The sequence below is a fragment of the Nocardiopsis sp. YSL2 genome, assembly GCF_030555055.1.
Classification (GTDB): Bacteria; Actinomycetota; Actinomycetes; order Streptosporangiales; family Streptosporangiaceae; genus Nocardiopsis.
Genome location: NZ_JAMOAO010000001.1, coordinates 2,304,013 through 2,324,313, shown reverse-complemented (window position 1 = coordinate 2,324,313; position 20,301 = coordinate 2,304,013). Strand labels below are relative to the sequence as shown.

The window sequence follows — 20,301 nt, the reverse complement described above, 5'->3', positions numbered from 1 at the left end:
ACGGGCGGCATCCAGCGAACACGCCCCAGGCCGCCGCGCCACCGGCGCGGTCCGGCCCACCGGACGTCCCCGAACCGCAGAGCCAACGAAGGAAGGCCACCCCTATGTCCGACCTGCTGAGGATCGCCGTGCCCAACAAGGGCCAGCTCTCCGAACCCGCCGTGGAGATGCTCCGCGAGGCCGGGTACCGGCAGCGCAAGAGCAGCCGCGACCTGGTCATGATCGACCCCGACAACGAGACCGAGTTCTTCTTCCTGCGCCCCAAGGACATCGCCGTCTACGTCGGCGAGGGCATCCTCCAGGCCGGGATCACCGGCCGCGACATGCTGCTGGACTCCGGCGCGCCCGTCGACGAGGTCCTCGCCCTCGGCTTCGGCGGGTCCACGTTCCGCTTCGCCGCGCCGGGCGGCGCGGACATGAAGGTCTCCGACCTCAACGGCAAGCGCGTCGCGACGTCCTTCGACGGGCTCCTGCGCTCCTACCTGGAGGAGAAGGGCGTCGACGCGCGGGTCATCCACCTGGACGGCGCCGTGGAGAGCTCGGTGCAGCTCGGCGTGGCCGACGCGGTCGCCGACGTGGTGTCCACCGGCACCACCCTGCGCCAGGCCGGCATGGAGACCTTCGGAGAGCCGATCCTGGTCTCCGAGGCGGTCGTGATCCGGCCCAGCGACGCCGGGGACGACCCCAAGATCGAGCAGTTGCTGCGGCGGCTGCGCGGCGTCCTGGTCGCCCGCGACTACGTGATGATGGACTACGACGTGCACGCCGAGCGCCTGGAGGCGGCGGTCGACCTCACCCCGGGCATGGAGGGGCCGACGGTCTCGCCGCTGCACCGCGAGGGCTGGGTCGCGGTCCGGTCGATGGTGCCGCGCAAGGACGCCCAGCGCATCATGGACGACCTCTGGGAACTCGGGGCCCGAGCCATCCTGGTCACCGACATCTACGCCTGCCGCCTCTGAGGGTCGAGGCACACCGCCTGGGTCGGGCCCCGCGCGCTTCGCGGGGCCCGACGCCGTGTCCGGGGCCCCGCGGGGTCAGTGCCCGGAGCCGAACTCGATGAGCAGGACACCGCTGATGATGAGGCCGATGCCCAGGATCATCACCCGGGTGAGGGGTTCGTCGAAGAGCAGGCGCGAGGCGAGCGCGGTCAGCGCGACGCCCGACGCGGCCCAGACGCCGTAGGCGACGCCGACGGCCATGCCGCCGGCCAGGGCGAGGGTGAGCAGGCCGAAGGCGGCCAGGTAGCCGGCGGCCACGCCGCCGAACCACCACTTGTTCGCGTTCTCCTGTGAGGCCATCCGCAGCGACAGCGTGCCGCCGACCTCGGTGAGCACCGCGCCGGAGATGAACAGCCAGGTCATACCCGTGTTCCCTCCTGCTCGGGCGCGGCGGCCCGTGCCGCCTGTGAGCCGAGCTCCACGCACAGCACACCGCCGATGACCAGGGCGATGCCCAGGCCCATGGACACGGTCAGGGGGTCGCCGAAGAGGAACGTGGCCAGGACGGCGGTGAGCGCGACACCGGTCGCGGCCCACACGCCGTAGGCGACGCCGACGCCCATGCCCAGGCGCAGGACGTGGGAGAGGGCGGCGAACGCGCCGAGGTAGCCGAGGCCCACCACGGCGAACCAGGCGGGGTGGTCCAGCGCGGCGCGCAGGGAGAGGGTCGCGGTGACCTCGAGGAGGATCGCGGCCGACAGGAACAGCCACTGCTTCACGGGGCCTCGTCCTTCAGCAGGTCCTCGGTGATCGCGAACAGCCGTGCGCGGTCGCGTTCGGGGACGGGGAAGACGTCGGTGGCGGCGGCCGTCCAGTAGCCGTCCGCGAGGAGTCGCGCGGCGGTGAGCCGGGCACGGTCGTGGTCCGGCAGGTCGTCGGGCAGGTGCAGCCACGGCCGGAAGCGCTGCTCCCAGATCTCGTGGAAGGCGTCGCGGTACAGCGCGTCGGTGCAGACCGCGTAGTCGGCGCGGTCGAACGGGGCGGTGAGCGCGACCTCCACATAGGCGCGCGTCCGCCGGTGCGGCGAGGCCGTCTCGAGCGGCTCGGCGAGGCGGTCGAGGAGCATCCCCTCCCACCGCGCGGCGACGTGGTCGACGATGCCGAGCTTCAGGGCCTCCTTGGTCGGGAAGTGGTACATCAGCCCGGGCTTGGTCAGCCCCGCCCGCCTGGCGGCGGAGTCCAGGGTGACGCTGCCGCCCCCCTCGGCCCGGAGCAGGTCGAGTGCCCCGTCCAGAATGCGTGTCCTCGTGTCGGGCGCCATGCCGCTACTTTACCTTCCGGAAGGTAAAGTAGCGGCATGGCGTGATCACGGCACCGGTGACGGTGGTCGCGGCGCTATCGCTCGTCCCGGGAGGGGCGCGCCTGGAGCGCCGCCCAGATGAGCGGGATCTGGAGCGGCACCCGGCCCCAGGCGACCACAGGGTGGTCGGCCGCCGACGGAAGGCGCCCCGACCCCGAGTCGAGGGCCATCTGGACGTTGGCGGGCCAGACGGCCAGGAGCAGTGCCGCGCTCGCGGGTCCGGCCCAGCGCCGTCCGGTCAGCAGGCCGGCGCCGCAGACCAGTTCGGCCGCGCCGCTGCCGTAGACCCAGGCGCGTGGCGCGGGCAGCGCCCGCGGCATGATCGCCTCGAACGGCTTGGGGGTGAGGAAGTGCAGCAGGCCCGATCCCAGGAAGAGGCCTCCGAGGGCGAGCGGAGCGGCCGCGCGGATCTTCGAGGACGGGGCAGGGGCCGAACGGAACATCTGGATCTCCTCGTGTGGTGGTCGGCCCAACCTACTCGTCGGTAACGGCGGTGTCGCCCACCGCCCCTGCGGAGCGGCCCGGGGTGCACAATGTGGGCATGGAGCAGCGAGACACCGCGCTCGACGCGCGGTACACGGCCCCCGAGGGAGAGACCGCCACCCTGGCCCGGGTCACGGGGGAGACCGGCGGTGACCTGGTACTCAAGAGAGTGGGCGCGCACTACGAGATCTACTCCAACGGCCTGTTCCTCATGGACACGCGCGACGGCACCTCCGAGCGGGAGATGGTGCGCGTCGGACTGACCGCCCTGCCCGCCGGCCGCTCACGGGCGAGCGTCCTCGTGGGCGGGCTCGGGGTCGGCTTCACCGCCCGTGAGGCGCTGGACCACCCGCGCGTCGCGCGCGTGGACGTGGTGGAACTGGAAGCGCAGGTCATCGCCTGGCACGACGGCGAACTGGGCGAGGCGGCCGAGTACGTCCACCGCGACCCCCGCTGCCGCGTCCACAACGCCGACATCGTCGCGTGGGTGGACCGGGCCGCCGCCGCGGCGGACCCCGCCCGGTACGACCTCATCTGCCTGGACACCGACAACGGCCCCGACTGGACCGTGATCGAGGGCAACGGCCGCCTCTACGAGGCCGCCGGGCTCGACCGGTTGACCCGCCTGCTCACCCCCGGCGGCCTGCTGTCCTTCTGGAGCGCCAACGCGGTGCCCAGCTTCGAGGCGGCGCTGACGGCCCGGTTCGCGTCCGTGCGCGTGATCGAGGTCCCGGTCGCCCGGGGCGTGCCCGACACCATCTACCTGGCGAGCGAGCCGCGGCGGAGCCCGCAGGGCGCCCCGGCCGCTCCGTGAACCGGCCGCGGAGACCCCCGGCTTCGATCGACGGCCGCCCACTCCGTTGCGTCCGGGGTCCCGAGGGCGTCATCGTCGGTCCGGCCGAACGGCTCGGCTGAGGCCGTGGCGGCGACACGTCACCGGGTGGAGGGGCCGTCGCCCGGGCTCACGCGGACATGTACTGGACGAACTCGTCCAGGGTGATCAGGCCGTCGCCGTCCTGGTCCATGGCCTCGATCGCGGCGAGCGCCTGGGCCTCGGTGCAGCTGTCGCCCAGGCGGTGCATGAGGTCGGCGTACTCCTGGGCGGAGATGAGGCCGTCGCTGTCGGCGTCGACGAACGCGAAGGTCGCTTCGTACTCGGTGGTGTCGGGCATCTGCCTACGTCTCAGGTGTGAGGGGCGTGGTCGGGGACCAGATTACCGGGGACGCGCGGCGGAAGCGGAGGTGATCGCGGCCGCGGCGGGTCAGCCCTGGTTCTGGGACATGTAGGCGGCGAACTCCGCCAGCGAGATCAGGTCGTCGTGGTCGCCGTCCATCGCGCGGACGGCCTCCGCGGCCCGCTCCTCGGTGCACTCGTCCCCGAGCCTGCGCATGAGCTCGGCGAGCTCCCCGGCCGAGATGCGCCCGTCGCCGTCGGAGTCGACGAGGGAGAACGTGGCGGCGTACTGGGAGGTCTCGGTCATGGGGTCACGCTTTCCGGTGGAGGGCTGGGATGGGCCAGGCTATCGGCGGACACTGCGTGCACGGAAGGCGGGAGCGGGGACGGCGACGGGGCCGCGCGCCGGGAGGTCCCGGCCCGCGACCCCGCGCGGTCTGAGCGGGCGGTCAGCTGGTGCGCGAGGCGCCCCGGGAACCGATCCAGCGGGCGACCACGGTGAACAGCAGCACCAGGGCGAACAGGCACAGCGCCGCGCCCCAGGCGCGGTCGATCCCGGCCTCGAACGGCTGGGAGGCGCCCCGGTACAGCTGAAGGGGCACGGCGCCCTGGGCACTGCCCTGGAACGCGGTCACGATCAGACCCGAACCGAACGCGGTGAGCATCAGCGGCGCCGTCTCACCGATCCCGCGCGCGACCGCGAGCATCGAACCGGTGGCCAGGCCGGGGCCGGCGGCGGGCAGGACCGTGTGCACGATGGTCTGCCACTTGCGGGCGCCCAGGCCGTAACTGGCGTTGCGGATCTCCTGCGGCACGAGCCGAAGCATCTCCTCCGCCGACCTGGTCACGATGGGCAGCATCATCACGGCGATCGCCACGGCGCCCACGAAGGTACCGAAGCCCAGGCCGCCCCAGCCGACCACGAGCAGGCCGTAGACGAACAGGCCCACGAAGATCGACGGGATACCCGTCATGACGTCCGTGAAGAAGCGGATCACCGCGGTCAGCCGGTTCGGCCCGTACTCCACGATGTAGACGGCCGTGGCGATGCCGAACGGGATCGACATCAGGACGGCCAGCGCCATGATGTAGAGCGTGCCGACGAAACCGGCCACGTAGCCGCCGCCCTCGCGGCGGGGCGGGGGCTCCCTCTGGGTGATGAAGTCCAGGTCGACGACCCCGATGCCGCGCCGGGTCACCTCGAAGATGATGAGGACCAGCGGGATCATCGCGATGACCATCGCGGCCGTCAGGACGACGGTGGACGCGCGGTCCTTGAGGCGGCGCGTGCCGGCGCCGCGGCTGCGCACGCTCAGCGGCGTGTGCTCGGAGGGGGCGGGGGGCGTCGGAGGAGTGGTGGTCGTGGTGCTCATACGGCGGCGTCTCCCGTGTGCTGTCCCAGGCGCCACACGATCACGCGGGCGAGGATGTTGACGATCATCGTGACCAGGAACAGGGCGACACCGATCGCCATCAGCCCGGTCCGGCCCTCCGGGGAGGCCTCGCCGAACGTCGCGGCGATGTGCGAGGCCATGCTGCTGCCCGTGCCGAAGAGGCTGGCGCCCCAGGACTGGGAGCCGCCGATCAGCATCAGAACGGCGATGGTCTCGCCCAGCGCGCGGCCCAGCCCCAGCATGGAGGCGGCCACGATCCCGGAGAAGCTGGACGGCAGGACCACCTTCGAGACGACCTCCCACCGGGTCGAGCCCAGGGCGTAGGCCGCCATCTGCTGTTCGAGGGGCTGGACGGCGACCACCTCGCGGATGATCGCGGTCATGATCGGCAGGATCATGATGGCCAGGACGATCCCGGCGGGCAGGTAGCCGACCCCCCGGACCGGGCCCTCGAACAGGAAGAACCATCCCAGCGCGCCTTCGAGGAACTCGAAGAAGGGGCGGAGCACGTTCGGCAGGAACCAGTGCAGGCCCCAGAGGCCGAAGATGACGCTCGGCACCGCGGCCAGCAGCTCCACCGTGTAGGAGAGCGGCTTGGCCAGACGGCGCGGAGCCAGGTGGGTGAGGTAGACGGCGACCATGATCGCCAGCGGCAGCGCGATGGCGATGGCGATGACGGCCGTGACCAGGGTGCCGTAGATGAAGGGCCAGGCACCGTAGGTGCCGGTGATCTCCGTCCGCGAGCCGCCCGCGTCCCACACGTCGCCGATCAGGAAGCCGAAGAAGCCCTCCTTGACGAAGACCGGCCAGGCCTCGGAGACGGTCCGGAACACCATCAGGGCGAGGATGACCAGCACGAGCGTGCCGCAGGCGGTGACGACCCACTTGAAGATCGGGTCGGCGAGACGTCCTCTGCCGGCCGTCAGTGTCCCCCGTCGTGAGTCCTCACGGGCCGGAGGCGTCTCGGGGGCCTCGGTGGACATGGGCTTCTCCTCTGTGGCTTTCGGGGGGAGTGCAGACCAGTGCCGCCCCGTCACTCCGGGGCGGCGGAAGGGGCGGGCGGGTCGCGCGCCGACCCGCCCGCCCGAAGGGGTTACTCCTCGTCGGCCTCGGCGTCGGTGGCCTCGGCGGCGTCGCCCTCGGCCTCCTCGTCCTCGGCACCGGCGTCACCCTCGGCGGCGGAGCCGGGGTCGCCGGGGAGACCGCCGTTCTCGGCGTTGGTCAGCTCGACGGCCTCGAGCACGCGCTCCTTGAGGCTGTCGCCCAGCGGGGCGTAGCCGAGGTCCAGGGCCAGCTCGTCGGCGGCCTCGTCGGTCATCGCCCAGGTCCAGAAGTCGGTGATCATGTCGGCCGTGGCGGCCTCGTAGCCGCAGGTGTAGGTGAAGATGAAGTTGCTGCCCGCGATCGGGTAGCCCTCACCGCCGATGTTGTCGATCGTGAACTGGAAGTTGTCCGGGATCTCCGCCTCTTCGGAGGCGATGGTGGTGGCCTCCAGGGTCGGCTCGATCGCGTTGCCGTCCTCGTTGACGATCGAGGCGGTGGACAGGCCGGCCTCCATCGCGAAGGACTGGTTGACGTAGCCCACGCCGCCCGGGTTCTGAGTGATGCCCTGGGCCACGCCGTCGTTCTGCTGGCCGCCGACCAGGCCGTCAGCCCACTGGATCTCCTTGTCGGCGCCGAACTCCTCGGCCCACCAGTCGACCTCGGTGGACAGGTAGTGCGTGAAGACCTTGGTGGTACCCGAGCCGTCCGAGCGGTGCACCGGGACGATCTCGTCGTCCGGCAGGTCCATGTCGGGGTTGAGGTCGGCGATCGCCGGGTCGTCGAAGGAGGTGATCCGACCGGCGAAGATTCCGGCCACGGCCTCGGCGTCCAGGACCAGGCCGTCGAGGTCGGGGTTGTCGAAGGCGACGACCACGGAGCCGAACACGACCGGGAACTGCACGGCCTCGCAGCCACGGGTGTCGAGCGCGGCCTGCAGCTCCTCCTCGCTCAGCGGCTCTTCGGAGGAACCGAAGTCGACCGTCTCCTCGAGGAACTGCTCGACGCCGGCACCGGAGCCGACGCTCTGGTAGTTGACCTCGACGCCGGGCTGCACGTCGTTGTAGGTGTAGATCCAGTCCTGGAAGAGGGGATCGGGGAAGCTGGCTCCGGCACCGGTCAGGGTGCCGCTGAGTTCGCCGCCCTCACTGTCGGTGCCGGCGGTGTCGCCGCCGCTGCTGCACGCCGCCGCGAGCAGGGGGATGGCCGCCAGAACGGCGAGCTTGGAACGCCCGTTGCGCATGTCGAAGTTCTCCTCGTTGAATCACCACTGTCGGGGCTGACGTAAAACGACGGTATGCGCGTCGAAAGTCGTGGTGTCATCGAAATGAAGGCGAATCAGTGGAAGCAAGGTGAATGGAGAGTGAATCGCGGTAACCATTCGATAACGTGCGCGTGTGTCACGTGAGTTATCGATCGTCACTCTTCGTCATGTTGTGTGGCTGTGACGCTGTGTAAGCTCGTCAGGGGTCGCGGCAGCGCGATCTCGGTGACATTCTCGATTACCGGTCAGTTCACCATGGCGTGGGCATTCCGGTGATAATGACGCCAACATGAACAATGGGCCACACGGCTCTCGCCGTGCGACCCTGGACGTCCATTCATGGAGCCCCGCATACGGTCAGACCCCGTTTCCGGTGTCCAACCGGTAACCGATTCCGCGCACCGTGTGGATGAACCGCGGTTGCGCCTCGGAATCACCGAGCTTGTGGCGCAGGCGGCGGATGTGTACCGCGATCGTGTTGTTCACCGGTGGCAGCGGTTTGTGCCAGACCTCGGTCCACAACTCCTCCCGGCTCACCACCCGCCCGTTGTTGCGGAGCAGGAAGTCCATGATCCCGAACTCCCGCAGGGCGAGGTTGACCGGTGAGCCGTCGACGAAGAGCCGGTGCCCCAGCGCGTCGAGCTCCAGCGCCCCCGAGCGCAGCGCGAGCGGACCTCCGCCCGGCACGCCCTCCGGGTGGTGTCCGTCGCCGCCGGGCAGGGAACCGCGGAGCAGCGCGGCGAGTTCGGGGATCCTGTACGGGCGGCTCACGCACGCCGTCGCACCGGCCGCCAGTGCCCGCACCGCGCGCTGCGAGTCGCCGGGGCCCACCCCGATGAGGATCGGGATGTCGGTGGCCCGCCGTGTCACCCGCACCAGTGTCTCCAGGTCCACCTCGGGCGGAGCCGCGCTGGTGACCAGCGTGTCCGGTCTGAGCTGGCCCACCCGCAGCAGTGCCTCCGCGCCGTCGACGCACACGGTGATGTCCACGTCGTGGCCGCTCAGCGACAGCACCAGCTGATGGGACTGTTCCGATTCGGGCTCCACCAGCAGGACCCGGAGCGGTCCGTCGGAGCGCTCCGGGCGCGGCGCCCGCTCCGTCCGCTCCTCGCCGTCCGGTGAGCCTGCGGGCTGCGGGACGGCGGCGGAGGAGGTGAGCGCTGGCATGGCGGTCCACTTCGTCGAGAGGGCGGGAGGGGGAGGCCGTCGAACCGATCAGCCGAAGCGGCCCGAGATGTAGTCCTCCGTGCGCTGGTCCGCCGGCTTGCTGAAGATCGTCGCCGTCTCGTCGAACTCCACCAGGCTGCCGTAGCGGTCGCCGGCGTCGTCGACACCCGCCGTGAAGAACGCCGTGCGGTCGGACACGCGTGCGGCCTGCTGCATGTTGTGGGTGACGATGACGATGGTGTAGTCGCTGGCCAGCTCGTACATCAGATCCTCGATCTTGAGGGTCGCGATGGGGTCGAGCGCCGAGCAGGGCTCGTCCATCAGGATGACCTCGGGGTTCACCGCGATCGTGCGAGCGATGCACAGGCGCTGCTGCTGGCCGCCGGAGAGGGCGAACGCGCTGTCCTTGAGCTTGTCCTTGACCTCGTCCCACAGGGCGGCCTTGGTCAGGGTCTCCTCGACAAGGTCGTCCATGTTCCCGCGCATGCCGTTGATCCGCGGGCCGTAGGCGATGTTGTCGTAGATGGACTTGGGGAAGGGGTTCGGCTTCTGGAAGACCATGCCGATCCGGCGCCGGACCTCGATGGGGTCCACCTCGGGGGCGTACAGGTCCTCGCCGTGGTACTGGACCTTGCCCTCGATCCGCGCTCCGGGGATGAGGTCGTTCATCCGGTTGAGGGTGCGCAGGACGGTGCTCTTGCCGCAACCGGACGGCCCGATCATCGCGGTGATCTGGCGCGGGCCGACCTTCATCTCCACGTCGCGCACGGCCTTGTTGTCGCCGTAGAAGATCGACAGGTCGGAGATGTCGAAGACGGGGTCGTCCAGACCCGGCACCTCGCGGTTGTAGCGGATCGTGTCGGGGGCGGTGCCACGGCCGGACGCGGTGTCGCGGGGAGAGGCGGTGTTGCTGACAGACATGGGGCCACTTCCGGGTCGGACGGTGCTGGTGCGGTCGCCGATGGGCGTCACCCGCGGAGCGCGGTCGAACCCATGCAAATATGCCGGAATGAAGAGAAGGTGAACGAACCTCGTGGCCCGGATGAACGTGGGCGGTGAACTCGGATGTGCCGCGCTCGCGTTTCGTCCGGCTTTCGTCATGTGACCAGGTGGCAGGGCGCGGGATCGACCGTGGTGGGGCGGGCCGGCCGCCCGGCACGCGCCCGCCGCGCCGACCCTCGGGCCGGGGGCGTCCGGCGTCGTGCGACCACGTGTCCGCCGGTGGCGGACAGCCGCCTCCCCCGGACCCGGCCCGGGTACGACGACGCCCCGGTGGGCACGCCTGTGCGTGCCCGCCGGGGCGGTGGCGGGGGACGGGCGTCCCCCACCCGTCGCGGGGCGGCTCGGCGGCCCGCTCTAGCTCTGCTCCGTGGCCTGGTCCCCCTGCTCGGCGAGCTTGCTGCGCACCTCGTCCATGTCCAGCTCCTTGGCCTGGGTGATCAGGCTCTCCAGAGCGTCGGAGGGCAGGGCGCCCGGCTCGTTGTAGATGACGGTGCGGTCGCGCACGATCATCAGCGTGGGGATGGACTGGATCTTGAACTCGAAGGCGAGCTCGCGCTGCGCCTCGGTGTCCACCTTGGCGTGAACGATGTCGGTGTGCTGCTCCGCGGACTTCTCGAACACGGGGGCGAACTGACGGCAGGGCCCGCACCAGTCCGCCCAGAAGTCGATGAGGACGAAGTCGTTGTCCTTCAGCGTCTCGGCGAAGTTGTCCTTGGTGAGTTCGACGGTGGGCACGTGGTCTCCTGAATCTCTTCGTCGTCTGGTGTCGACCGGTGGCCAACTGCCATCTCTGTCAGTGCTACAGCGGTCGTGCCCGCTCATTTGTTCCACATGCTTGCCGGGGCTCGTGGACCCGCCCAGTGGGGCGGTTTCCTACCTAACACGTGGTGTTGACCTGTTTGGGAGGAAAGAGCATGTGAGACTAGTGTCGTGACGAGGGGCACGAGTTCATTGTGGCCAGTGACCGACACCGCGCGGGCCGAAAGCCCGAAAACCACGACGTGATGGGGGGTACGGATGGCTTCCGACACCCCTGACAGCGGCGACGGCGTCGACTACCGGTTCACCCTGGCCAACGAGCGCACCTTCCTGGCCTGGGTCCGCACCGCCCTGGCCCTCCTCGCCGGAGCCGTCGCCGTCCTGCACCTGCTCCCCCTCGAATGGGCCGACGGGTCGCGTACCGCGGTGGGCCTGGTCCTGGCCGGCCTGGCGGGCGTCATCACGATCTACGCCCCGCTGCGCTGGTTCCGCGTCCAGCGGATCATGAGCCGCGGCGAGCCCCTGCGGCTGAGCCTGCTGCCGGTGGTGACCACCCTGGCCGTAGCCGCCATCGTGGTGCTGATCCTGCTGGGTAACCTCCTGTGAGCGGGCCCGTCGACCGGGACCCCGGGCTCCAGCCCGAGCGCACCCTGTTGTCATGGCAGCGGACGCTGATCCTGCTGGTGCTGGTGGGGATACTCTTCATGCGCGGATCACTCGTTCCAGAGGCGACCCACATCCCGGAGCCCTCCATCGCGGTCCGGGCGACCATGATGTCGATGTCGCTCGTCCTGGCCGGCCTGCTCGCCCTCCACGTGCAGCGCCGGTGGCGGCGGTTCAGCCACGGGACACACGACCCGGAGACGGGACTGCCGCCACCGAACCTGGCGAGGCCGTGGGCGATGGTCACGGTGTGCGCGACGGTCCTCGTCCTCAGCGTCGTCCTCGTCGTGGCGACGGTCCTCGCCGTCTGATCCCGCCGGCGCCGCCGTGAAGCGGCCGTGCGGCGGAGCGGGTGTCCGACTCCTCCGTCCGGTGCCCTCGTGGCCGGCGCGGGGGCGGTCCCGGCCCTGGATCCGTGCGTGGCGGCTGTGCCGTCGCGGGCCGCGTGCGACGCTGCGGCGACTCCCCGGGCGGCGGGCGCCGCGGGGGCCGCGGGGGCCGCGGGTCGGGCCTCTACACCGGCTGCGGGACGGAGGCGCTCCGGTGGTCCACGATCGAGCCGATGATCGCGTTGAGGTCGCGCACGGGGTGGTAGTCGATCAGCCGAGCGGCCAGCGAGGTGTCCGGGTAGCGGCGCTGCATGTCCTCGTAGCCCTCCCCGTAGGCCTGCTCGTAGTCGACGTAGGTGATCGGGCTGGCGGAGCCGGTGAGCTCCACGACGCGGTCGGCCAGGCCCTTGATGGAGACCTCCTCGTGCCCTCCCAGGTTGACCGCGCGGTTGTACGCCTCCGGCGTCGCCATCAGCCGGGGCAGCGCCGGGATGACGTCGTGCACCGAGCCGAAGCAGCGGCGCTGCGTGCCGGTGCCGTAGACCGTGATCGGCCGGCCCGCCAGGGCCTGGTCCACGAACCGGGGCACGACCATGCCGTAGCGGCCGGTCTGGCGCGGACCGACGACGTTGAAGAAGCGGGTGATGACGCACGGCACGCCGGACTCGACGCCGTGCACGTAGGCCACGAGTTCGTCCAGGCCCTTGGCCGCCGCGTACGACCACCGGCTCTTGGTCGGTGAACCGTAGATCCGGTCGGCGTCCTCGGTGAGGCCGTCGGCGTCGTTCTTGCCGTAGACCTCACTGGTCGAGGCGACCATGTACGGCACGCCGTGGGCGACCGCGGCCTGCACCACGTTCTCCGTGCCGTGCAGGTTGGTCCGCAGCGACTTGAGCGGGTTGTCCACGATGGTGTGGACGCCGACCGCCGCCGCGAGGTGGTAGACGGTGTCGGCCTGCGCGACGAGGTCGTCGACCAGGTCCTCGTCCAGGATGTCGCCGTGGACGAAGCGGAAGCCCGGTGTGGCCTCCAAGTGCGCCACGTTCTCCCGTGAACCGGTCGACAGGTCGTCCAGGACGATGACCTCGTGTCCTTGGGCGACGAGGTGGTCGCACAGGTGCGACCCGATGAAACCGGCTCCGCCGGTGATCACGGCCTTCATGTTTCCCCTCCATGTGGGTGCTGTGCGTTGCTGTACTCAGGGGGAGAGATGTGTGTGATGGGACGGGTGGGGGAGTGCGGGTCCCGGGGAACGGGGTCGGTGCCCGGGACGGTTCTCGGTCCGGCGGGTCTCACGCCAGCCAGCGCGCGACGTGGAAGCCCTCCCCGAGGGCCACACCGGCCTGCATGCCCCTCAGGACGGCGAGGCTGCGCAGGGTCGTCTCGGACCTGGTGTGGGGGTGCTCGTGCGCCTGGGAGCCGTACAGCTCCATGGCCTGGAGCTTGGCGCGCACGTCGTCCTCGTCCAGTTCGACGATGAGCGAGGGCGGCGCCACGGGTTCTGACCGCCACTGGTCGGCCGCCTCCTCGTAGGACAGGACGAGCCGCGGGTGGTGGCGCAGGGCCGTGTTGGACGGGCGCAGGGCGGTGTGCACGGCCTCGGCGACGGCCCGGTGGTCCTGGTTGTAGCTCGTGCGGTGCGGCGCCAGCACCACGGTGGGACGCGTGCGGGCGATCGAGATCGGGCTCTCGCGCTCGATGATCTGGGCCAGGTCCACCTGGGCGACGGTGTCCAGGCGCAGGTGGAACTGGTCGCCCGGCAGCGCCATGTTCCAGTCGTCCCAGCGGAAGTGGTCGGACACCTTCTTGATCTCGGCGTAGCGCTCCTCCGCCGTCGAGAACCCCTTGGCCGACTCGTCCGCGGTGTCGCCGACCGTGATGAACTGGACGAGGACCTCGGCCCCGGCCCGTTTGGCCTTGCTGAGCAGGCCGCCGCAGCCGAGGGTCTCGTCGTCGGGGTGGGGTGCGAAGACCAGGATGCGCTCCTGGGCCCAGTCCGTCGTCATGGCAGTGTCCCGTTTCTTGGCCGAGTGGGGGTTCGGGTGGTTCCCGAGTCAGTGGTGCGGGGCCGCCCCGTGGTCGTGGGCGGGCGGTGGACCCGGGTGCTGACTCGTGGCCAGCGGCGGGTCAGGTGTGCACGCGCGCCTGCCGGAGCACGTGGAGTGCGTCGGGGCCGGCGTTGAGCAGGAGGTCGAGGGCCGACAACCGGGGCACGAAGTCCCCGTCGCCGCGGGAGTGCTGGCGGTAGACCGGGTGGCGGAAGCCCTGCCACTCGATGCCGACCCCGTGGCCGCGCAGGACCTCCGGATCCAGGTAGTCCTTGGCCCCGGACCCCGACACGAGGGTGTCGGCGCCCGTCCGTGCGCAGATCCGGCCGAGGAGCTCGCTCTTGGTCCCGGGAAGGTCCCCGATCTCGCTGGCGCGCAGCAGCGGCGTGGTGATGCCGAAGCCGCGCAGCAGCAGCCGTGTGGTGGCTATGGCCAGGTCCGCGACACGTTTCCACTCGCTCTCGTACAAACGGGCGATTTCTTCCGCGTAGTCGTCCCAGTACGGAGCATTTCGGTAACAGTGTTCAGCCAGTGCCTTGTAGTGCTTCCGCTTCCATTTGTGGGTGTTGTCAATATATTTGTCCACTATGCGGTCCGTCCGGTGTCCCTGAGTCACCGGCACGGTCAGCAGGATCGGGTCTCCGCGGCCGGCCACGTAGTTTCGGTTCTGCCAGCCGCGCCGCTCGAACTGAACCGTGTCCAGAACGACGAAGTGGTCGGACCGGTCGATCTTGTCGATCAGGCCCAGCCACGGCAGGTAGTGCGGCTGATGGATCGCCACCCGGACGGTGCCGGTTCCATCGCTGGCCACAGGCGCGGAACCGTCGGCGGCGCAGTGTGCCCGCTCCTGCTCCGCGCGGTCAGGATCGGGCGATGCGGTGGCTGGATCGCCGATCACGCCGGGCGTTCTCCTTCTCTCAGTGTGACGTGGCCGGGGGTTCGCGCGAGTCTCCAGATGGACCCGAACAAACCAGTGGCATCATGAGCCCCCGGCCTTCCTCCCAAATATCTTCTAATGGGTACCACTTCACGCAAGCCCGTGGATACGATTTGCGTGGCCTACATAGGACGCGAACCCGGGTCAACCTGCCGGTGTCGTAGGGCGTCAACCTATCGCCGACCTTCTGGGTTATTGTCGGCCCGAAACCACTGATCTTCGGAGGGGTTCAAGGCCGTGCGTATCGTGCGCTTCACCGTCGGGCTGCTCACAGGGCTGGTCGCCCTGGTGCTGACCGTCGCGCTCTTCGTCTACTGGTTCGACTACGCCTCCGGGCTGGCCGCCGCGACCGGCGGTGTCCTCGCCTACGCCTTCCTGTGGCTGGCCTTCGGCGCGAACCTCCTGCTGTGGACGGTCATGGGGCTGCTCCGTCTCACGGAGGAGTCCGCCCGGTCCGTCCTGCGGAGGGGGTCCCGCGCCGGAGGGCGCCGGGCCGTCGCCCCGGAGGACTCCCGCGACCGCGTCCTGGTCGCCGCCGGCGGCCCGGGGGGCGAACCGGAGCCGGCGGTGTCCGGCCGCTCCGGGGCCGGCGGGACGGCTCTGGCCGAGACCGGCGAACGGCCCTCCGGCGTGGTCGAAGGAGGCTCGGGAGGCGTGTCGGAGGCGGACGCCGCCGAGGACATCACGCTCGCCGTCGTCATCCCGGCGCACAACGAGGAACCGGTCATCGACGGGGCCATCGCCTCCGCCCTGAGCCTGTTCGACCGCTGGGACATCTACGTGGTCTCGGACTCCTCCGGGGACGCCACCGCGGAGATCGCCGCCAGGACGGGCGTCAACGTCCTCGAACTCCTGACCAACCGGGGCAAGGCCGGTGCCATCGAGGCGGTCATCGAGGAGTTCGCGCTCACCGACAACTACGACGGCGTGGTGATCCTGGACGCGGACACCGAACTCGACGAGGGCTACGTGCGGGGCGCCAAGCGCCAGTTGAGCGATCCCGGTGTCGCCGCCGTCGCCGGGTTCGTCGTGTCGGAGTGGAAGCCGTGGGAGCGCACGTTCGTCGGACGGCTGATCTCGGCCTACCGGGACCGCCTGTACTTCCTTCTCCAGTACCTCATGCGGTTCGGCCAGACCTGGAAGCGCACCAACACGTCCTTCATCGTGCCGGGGTTCGCCAGCGTCTACCGCAGCAGTGCGCTGCGCGAGGTGGAGATCAACCCCAAGGGCCTGGTCATCGAGGACTTCAACATGACGTTCGAGGTGCAGCGCAAGCGCCTCGGCACGATCTCGATGCGTCCGGACACCAAGGCCTACAGCCAGGACCCGTTCACCTTCCGCGACTACTACAAGCAGGTCGGCCGGTGGACGCTGGGGTTCTGGCAGACGGTGCGGCGCCACAAGGTGTGGCCGAGCGTGTTCTGGCTGGCGCTGGCGCTCTACATCGCCGAGGTCGTGGTGGTCTCGTTCACCCTGCTGGCCACGACCCTGCTCGGCGTCTTCGTCCTGGTCGGCACGCTCTGGGGAGAGACCGCCCTCACGGTCCCGTACTTCGGGGAGGGCTTCACCGCGGTGACGGCGCTCCTGCCGCTGACGGCGATCGTCATCGGCCTGTTCGTGCCCGACTACATGCTCACGTGCGTCATGGCGATGGTGCGGCGCAGGCCGTCCTACCTGCTCTACGGGCTGTTCTTCTTCCCCGTCCGGCTGGTGGACGCCTACCTGTCGCTACGGATGATCCCGAGGGCCTGGACCGCCAGCTCCGACGGCCGCTGGAGCAGCCCGATCCGCGTCTCGAACAAGACCTGACCGGTCCCGCCGCGGGGTACCCCGCGGCGGCCCCCGGGCGGTGGTGGGCGACGGGCGGGGGTGCTGCGCCGGAGGTGTCGTGTGAGGGTGGTAGCCCGTCTGGTCCGCGGAGCGGCCCCCGGGCGGTGGTGGGCGACGGGCGGGGGTGCTGCGCCGGAGGTGTCGTGTGAGGGTGGTAGCCCGTCTGGTCCGCGGAGCGGCCCCCGGGCGGTGGTGGGCGACGGGCGGGCTTAACCTCGAAGATGGCCCCGATCGGGGCGTTCGTCGTTGAATGGGATGAAGTCGCCGTGGACAAGAGGCGTGTGTCGTTCGCGTTGTACCGGGTGCTCGCGTACGTGACGGGAGTCTTCCTGCTGGGTCTGACCTTCGTGGCGATGCCCGCGAAGTACCTGGTGGGGGAGGACTCGATGTTCGGGCTGGTGCCCGCCCCGCGGGGGTGGGAGCACTGGTTCGGGCCGGAGTCGCCGCTGATGATGTTCATCGCGATGCCGCACGGCTACATCTACATGGCCTACGTGCTGGTCGTGCTGTGGGTGTCGCTGGACCGCCGCTGGGGCGCCGGGCGCACCCTGGGCGTGGTGCTCGCGGGCACGATCCCCGTGCTCGGGTTCGTCGTCGAGCACCGGGTGGTGCGCTCGGAGCGGGCGAAGGAGGCCGAGCGGTCTCAGGAGCCCGCGACCGCCTGAGCCGTCTCCTCCTCGCCCTTCCCTTCCCGCCGGGCCCGCTCCGCCCGCACCTCCCGGCGCACGCTGATCGCCCAGTAGGCGACCGCGGACAGACCGAAGAGCGCCCACTGGAAGGTGTAGCTGAGGCTGCGCCAGTTGATCGTGATCCCGGTGGGCGGCTCGGGCGGCGGCGCGGGCACGAGTGACGCGGTGGCCGGTTCGCTCGCGGGAAGCGTCAGGTGGCCCTCGTAGAGGCGGTAGTCCCACTCGTTGACCAGGACCGAGGGAGCGATGCGCTCGACCTGGCCCTCGGGGACGTCCACCGGCACGATGCCGTCGGCCGCGGTGGTGGGCGGCACCAGCCAGCCGGCGACGGTGACCTCGCCCTCCGGCGCGGCGGGGACGTCGTCGGGGTCGCCGGTCCAGCCGCGGTTGACGGCGAGGGCGACACCGTCCCCGGTGACCAGTGGAAGGACCACGTCGAACCCCTCGGTGCCGTCGTGCGTGCGGGGCACCAGGAGCTGGGCGCCGGTGTCGAAGGACCCGGTCGCGGTCACGGCCGTGTTGGCGTAGGAGTCCGGGTGGGCGTACTCGCCGGGGGCGAGCAGGTCGTCGAGCTCCTCGGCGTCGGTGAGGTCGGCGACGGGATTGGTGACGACGTCGCGGTCGGGCTCGAAGGCGCGGACCGACTGCCAGTAGGTGCCGGCGACGCACACGACGAGGGCGAGGACGGCCAGCGCGTGCAGGCCGATCCACCGTGGGCTGAGGAGTACGGATCTCACCGGACCAGGCTATGCGCGCTCTTCGCGCGGCCCGCCATGACCCCGGGTTGGCACTGCCCGCGGCTCATTGGCGTCGGCCCTGCACGACCATGACGATCACTTTAAGTAGTTAGTCGTGACACAGGGTTGTTCTTCGGGGGTGCGGTGGGTAGTGTCTCTATCAACAAGGAACGACCGAGATCGTTCCTCGTGGCAGACCATGCAGGCCGCGACTCCCGGGGGGAGGAGTCGCAGGCCGCTTCCCAGAGCGAGGGTCGCCTCCGTACTTTGAGGGGGGATGCGGAGGTGACCCTCGCCACCTCTTGCCGGGGGCGTTCTCGCAGATCAGCGGGGACGCCCCCGTCGCCTTTCCCGGGAGTCCCGTGTCGCCGGTGCGCGTGTGGACACCGGGCGCGGGACACGCGTCCACGTCAGCCCATCGTCTTCTGGCCGTCCAGCTCCTCACGGATGATGTCGGCGTGGCCGTTGTGCTGGGCGTTCTCGGCGATGATGTGCAGCAGGACATCGCGGGCGGTCCAGAAGGTCTCCTCCGGGAACCACGGGGCGGTCGGCAGCTTCTGGGCGACCTCCAGGTTCGGCAGGTCCCGAACGATCCGCTCGGTCCATGCCGCCACGCGCCCGTACTTCTCCAGCATCCCCTGGAGCGTCTCGCCCTCCAGCAGGCGGAAGCTGCCCTCGTGCGCGGCGTAGGTCTCCGGTGACTCGTAGTCCGTGCCCGGGTCGCCCTCCAGGATGAAACGCGCCCAGTGCTCCTCGCCGCGGGCCACGTGCTTGACCACGCCGCCGAGGCACAGGGCGCTGACCGTGGTGCGCCGCCGCGCCTGCTCGTCGGTCAGTCCCCTCACCGCGTACCGCAGGTTGCCGCGCTGCTCCGCCAGCACGCGCAGCAGTGCCTCGCGCTCGGCGTCGGCCGTCCGTGCGTTCTCGACCTGAGTCGTCATCCTGATCACCGTTCCCAGTCGCTCCTGCGGGGCTGAAAACGACTGTAGGGAGAACGGCGGTCAACCACTGTCCTCCACTTCGCGGGGTGCCCGAGGAATCGTTGGATCCCCCGAAACGACTCCGGATAGCCTGGGAGTCCTGGTGACTCGGAGGTTCCATGGCCTTGATTCCGCTGCAGTACCGACTCGACGGTCCACGGCACGCTCCCGTCGTGCTCCTGGTTCCGCCCTTCGGTACCAGGATGTCGGTGTGGGAGCCGCAGATCCCCGAACTCACGCGCGATCACCAGGTGCTACGGATCAACCACCGGGGGCACGGGTTCTCGCCGGCCCCGGAGGGCCCCTACTCCGTCGAGGACATGGCCCTGGACATCCTGGGCCTGCTGGAGGAGCGGGGCTTCACCCGCGTGTCGGCCGTCGGCGCCGGGTTCGGCGCCGCCCTGCTCGTGTGGATCGCGGCCAACTCCCCCCGGACGCTGGAGCGGCTCGTCCTGCTCGCGGCCGCGCCGCGCACCCCCCGTCCGCACCGCTGGGACCGCGTCGCGGCCCGGGTCCGGGAGTCGGGGATCGAGTCGGTGGCCGCCGACGTCGCCCTGCCGTGGTTCACCCCCGACATGGCCGAGGACCACCCCGACGTCACCGAGCGCTTCACCGAGGACTTCACGCGCACCGACCCGGGCGCCTACGCCGCGATCTGCGACGCGGTCGCGGGCATGGACCAGCGCCACCTGGTCTCCGCCGTCCGGGCGCCGACGCTGGTGGTCTCGGCGGCGCACGACGCCCTGGTGCCCCCGGGGCACGGGAGACGGCTGGCCGACGGGATCGCCGACACCCGGTTCGAGGTGGTCACCGGAGCCGCCCACCTGCTCGGTGTGGAACGCGCCGAGCGGGTCAGCGAACTGCTGGTGGACCACCTCGCCAGGTGAGCTTGGGGCCCAGAGGGGTTCAGGGGCCCGGTGGGCCTCAGGGGGTCGTCGGGGGCGCCGGGGCGTCCACGGGGATGAGCGGATGGTTGAACTCCAGCAGGTAGCCGTCGGGGTCGCGGAAGTGCGCGGCCCGCACACCCCAGGCGGTCCAGTCGTAGGGCGCCCTGACCTGGCGGGCGCCGTCGGCGACCAGCTTGGCGGCGGTCACGTCGACGTCGTCGACCTGGAAGACCACCGCGAGCCGGTCCTGGTGCGGGAGTTCGGGGTCGGCGGTGTCGGTCTCCAGCGCCTCGGCCATCACCTCGCGCTGGTTGATGGCGAGCCGTGTCCCGGACTCCACGTCGAACTCCGCGTACCTGCTCGTCTCGTCACCCCACAGGACGGGCAGCTTGAGGATGTCGGCGTAGAAGTGGAAGCAGGCCTCGTAGTCGTTGACGAGAAGCCGGATGTAGCTGCAGCGCATGGGGCCTCCTGCGGTCCTGAACCGTACGTTCCCGACCATTGTCGACCCTGATCCCCTCCGATCGCCGAGTACCCGTACCCGGGAGTGGTGTGGCCGGATCCGGCCACACCCTCGCCGCCCCTGTGATCTGCGCGTCCGCCCGCGCCGGCGGTAGAA

At 70.4% G+C, this 20,301-nt stretch carries 25 protein-coding genes; 7 read left to right on the top strand and 18 right to left on the bottom strand.

The window, feature by feature from the left end; all coding sequences use genetic code 11:
• Nucleotides 1-104 precede the first annotated feature (104 nt).
• Entirely contained in the window at nt 105-959 is an 855-nt protein-coding gene (gene hisG, locus M1P99_RS10085; RefSeq protein ID WP_304452397.1) for an ATP phosphoribosyltransferase, read from the top strand.
• A gap of 75 nt (nt 960-1,034) precedes the next feature.
• Here the strand turns inward: hisG and M1P99_RS10080 are convergent, their stop codons facing one another.
• From M1P99_RS10080 to M1P99_RS10065, 4 genes are all read right to left on the bottom strand, one after another.
• Nucleotides 1,035-1,361 (bottom strand): multidrug efflux SMR transporter, encoded by a 327-nt coding sequence (locus M1P99_RS10080; protein WP_304452396.1) that lies wholly within the window; start codon nt 1,359-1,361, stop codon nt 1,035-1,037.
• A complete protein-coding gene (locus M1P99_RS10075; RefSeq protein WP_304452395.1) occupies nt 1,358-1,717 on the bottom strand; it encodes a multidrug efflux SMR transporter in 360 nt (119 codons plus the stop codon). Before M1P99_RS10075 ends, M1P99_RS10080 begins: the two co-directional genes overlap by 4 nt.
• Nucleotides 1,714-2,259, bottom strand: a complete 546-nt coding sequence (locus tag M1P99_RS10070; protein WP_304452394.1) for a TetR/AcrR family transcriptional regulator — start codon at nt 2,257-2,259, stop codon at nt 1,714-1,716. Before M1P99_RS10070 ends, M1P99_RS10075 begins: the two co-directional genes overlap by 4 nt.
• A gap of 74 nt (nt 2,260-2,333) precedes the next feature.
• A complete protein-coding gene (locus tag M1P99_RS10065; RefSeq protein ID WP_304452393.1) occupies nt 2,334-2,741 on the bottom strand; it encodes a DoxX family membrane protein in 408 nt (135 codons plus the stop codon).
• Between the two features lie 98 nt (nt 2,742-2,839).
• Here M1P99_RS10065 and M1P99_RS10060 point away from each other — a divergent pair, with 98 nt between their 5' ends.
• Nucleotides 2,840-3,595 carry a spermidine synthase gene (locus M1P99_RS10060; protein ID WP_304452392.1) on the top strand — a complete coding sequence of 252 codons (756 nt, stop codon included), beginning with the start codon at nt 2,840-2,842 and terminating at the stop codon, nt 3,593-3,595.
• 148 nt (nt 3,596-3,743) lie between these two features.
• On the opposite strand, the gene M1P99_RS10055 is transcribed toward M1P99_RS10060, so the two are convergent.
• From M1P99_RS10055 to trxA, 8 genes are all read right to left on the bottom strand, one after another.
• Nucleotides 3,744-3,953, bottom strand: coding sequence for an EF-hand domain-containing protein (locus tag M1P99_RS10055; protein WP_304452391.1), 210 nt, complete (start codon nt 3,951-3,953; stop codon nt 3,744-3,746).
• 90 nt (nt 3,954-4,043) lie between these two features.
• Nucleotides 4,044-4,262: an EF-hand domain-containing protein gene (locus M1P99_RS10050; RefSeq protein ID WP_304452390.1), complete on the bottom strand. Its 219-nt coding sequence runs from the start codon at nt 4,260-4,262 to the stop codon at nt 4,044-4,046.
• A gap of 142 nt (nt 4,263-4,404) precedes the next feature.
• Nucleotides 4,405-5,328, bottom strand: a complete 924-nt coding sequence (gene pstA / locus M1P99_RS10045) for a phosphate ABC transporter permease PstA (RefSeq protein WP_304452389.1) — start codon at nt 5,326-5,328, stop codon at nt 4,405-4,407.
• Nucleotides 5,325-6,332 (bottom strand): phosphate ABC transporter permease subunit PstC, encoded by a 1,008-nt coding sequence (pstC, locus tag M1P99_RS10040; protein ID WP_304452388.1) that lies wholly within the window; start codon nt 6,330-6,332, stop codon nt 5,325-5,327. Before pstC ends, pstA begins: the two co-directional genes overlap by 4 nt.
• A gap of 110 nt (nt 6,333-6,442) precedes the next feature.
• Nucleotides 6,443-7,633 (bottom strand): phosphate ABC transporter substrate-binding protein PstS, encoded by a 1,191-nt coding sequence (gene pstS / locus M1P99_RS10035; RefSeq protein ID WP_304452387.1) that lies wholly within the window; start codon nt 7,631-7,633, stop codon nt 6,443-6,445.
• Between the two features lie 378 nt (nt 7,634-8,011).
• On the bottom strand, nt 8,012-8,821 hold the full coding sequence (locus M1P99_RS10030) for a response regulator transcription factor (RefSeq protein WP_304452386.1): 810 nt from the start codon (nt 8,819-8,821) through the stop codon (nt 8,012-8,014).
• A 48-nt stretch (nt 8,822-8,869) separates the two neighbouring features.
• Complete coding sequence (gene pstB / locus M1P99_RS10025; RefSeq protein WP_304452385.1) at nt 8,870-9,742, bottom strand: phosphate ABC transporter ATP-binding protein PstB; 873 nt, start codon at nt 9,740-9,742, stop codon at nt 8,870-8,872.
• A gap of 435 nt (nt 9,743-10,177) precedes the next feature.
• The gene (trxA, locus tag M1P99_RS10020; RefSeq protein WP_304452384.1) at nt 10,178-10,558 is read right to left on the bottom strand and encodes a thioredoxin; all 381 of its coding nucleotides are present in this window, start codon (nt 10,556-10,558) and stop codon (nt 10,178-10,180) included.
• A gap of 282 nt (nt 10,559-10,840) precedes the next feature.
• Here trxA and M1P99_RS10015 point away from each other — a divergent pair, with 282 nt between their 5' ends.
• Nucleotides 10,841-11,188, top strand: a complete 348-nt coding sequence (locus tag M1P99_RS10015) for a YidH family protein (RefSeq protein ID WP_304452383.1) — start codon at nt 10,841-10,843, stop codon at nt 11,186-11,188.
• Nucleotides 11,185-11,556 carry a DUF202 domain-containing protein gene (locus M1P99_RS10010; RefSeq protein ID WP_304452382.1) on the top strand — a complete coding sequence of 124 codons (372 nt, stop codon included), beginning with the start codon at nt 11,185-11,187 and terminating at the stop codon, nt 11,554-11,556. Before M1P99_RS10015 ends, M1P99_RS10010 begins: the two co-directional genes overlap by 4 nt.
• Before the next feature lie 202 nt (nt 11,557-11,758).
• Here M1P99_RS10010 and M1P99_RS10005 read toward each other — a convergent pair whose 3' ends face one another.
• From M1P99_RS10005 to M1P99_RS09995, 3 genes are all read right to left on the bottom strand, one after another.
• Nucleotides 11,759-12,736 (bottom strand): NAD(P)-dependent oxidoreductase, encoded by a 978-nt coding sequence (locus M1P99_RS10005; RefSeq protein WP_304452381.1) that lies wholly within the window; start codon nt 12,734-12,736, stop codon nt 11,759-11,761.
• Between the two features lie 130 nt (nt 12,737-12,866).
• On the bottom strand, nt 12,867-13,580 hold the full coding sequence (locus tag M1P99_RS10000) for a PIG-L deacetylase family protein (RefSeq protein ID WP_304452380.1): 714 nt from the start codon (nt 13,578-13,580) through the stop codon (nt 12,867-12,869).
• 121 nt (nt 13,581-13,701) lie between these two features.
• Entirely contained in the window at nt 13,702-14,433 is a 732-nt protein-coding gene (locus tag M1P99_RS09995) for a WbqC family protein (protein WP_304455648.1), read from the bottom strand.
• A 363-nt stretch (nt 14,434-14,796) separates the two neighbouring features.
• On the opposite strand from M1P99_RS09995, the gene M1P99_RS09990 reads away from it, so the two are divergent.
• Both M1P99_RS09990 and M1P99_RS09985 read left to right on the top strand, forming a co-directional pair.
• Entirely contained in the window at nt 14,797-16,368 is a 1,572-nt protein-coding gene (locus M1P99_RS09990) for a glycosyltransferase family 2 protein (protein WP_304452379.1), read from the top strand.
• 287 nt (nt 16,369-16,655) lie between these two features.
• A complete protein-coding gene (locus M1P99_RS09985) occupies nt 16,656-17,054 on the top strand; it encodes a DUF3817 domain-containing protein (RefSeq protein WP_304452378.1) in 399 nt (132 codons plus the stop codon).
• On the opposite strand, the gene M1P99_RS09980 is transcribed toward M1P99_RS09985, so the two are convergent.
• Both M1P99_RS09980 and M1P99_RS09975 read right to left on the bottom strand, forming a co-directional pair.
• Nucleotides 17,033-17,815, bottom strand: coding sequence for an SURF1 family protein (locus M1P99_RS09980; RefSeq protein WP_304452377.1), 783 nt, complete (start codon nt 17,813-17,815; stop codon nt 17,033-17,035). The two genes, M1P99_RS09985 and M1P99_RS09980, sit on opposite strands and share 22 nt — an antisense overlap.
• A gap of 410 nt (nt 17,816-18,225) precedes the next feature.
• The gene (locus M1P99_RS09975) at nt 18,226-18,756 is read right to left on the bottom strand and encodes a DinB family protein (RefSeq protein ID WP_304452376.1); all 531 of its coding nucleotides are present in this window, start codon (nt 18,754-18,756) and stop codon (nt 18,226-18,228) included.
• A 158-nt stretch (nt 18,757-18,914) separates the two neighbouring features.
• On the opposite strand from M1P99_RS09975, the gene M1P99_RS09970 reads away from it, so the two are divergent.
• Complete coding sequence (locus tag M1P99_RS09970; RefSeq protein WP_304452375.1) at nt 18,915-19,682, top strand: alpha/beta fold hydrolase; 768 nt, start codon at nt 18,915-18,917, stop codon at nt 19,680-19,682.
• A gap of 37 nt (nt 19,683-19,719) precedes the next feature.
• Here M1P99_RS09970 and M1P99_RS09965 read toward each other — a convergent pair whose 3' ends face one another.
• On the bottom strand, nt 19,720-20,145 hold the full coding sequence (locus M1P99_RS09965) for a VOC family protein (RefSeq protein ID WP_304452374.1): 426 nt from the start codon (nt 20,143-20,145) through the stop codon (nt 19,720-19,722).
• Between the last annotated feature and the right edge of the window lie 156 nt (nt 20,146-20,301).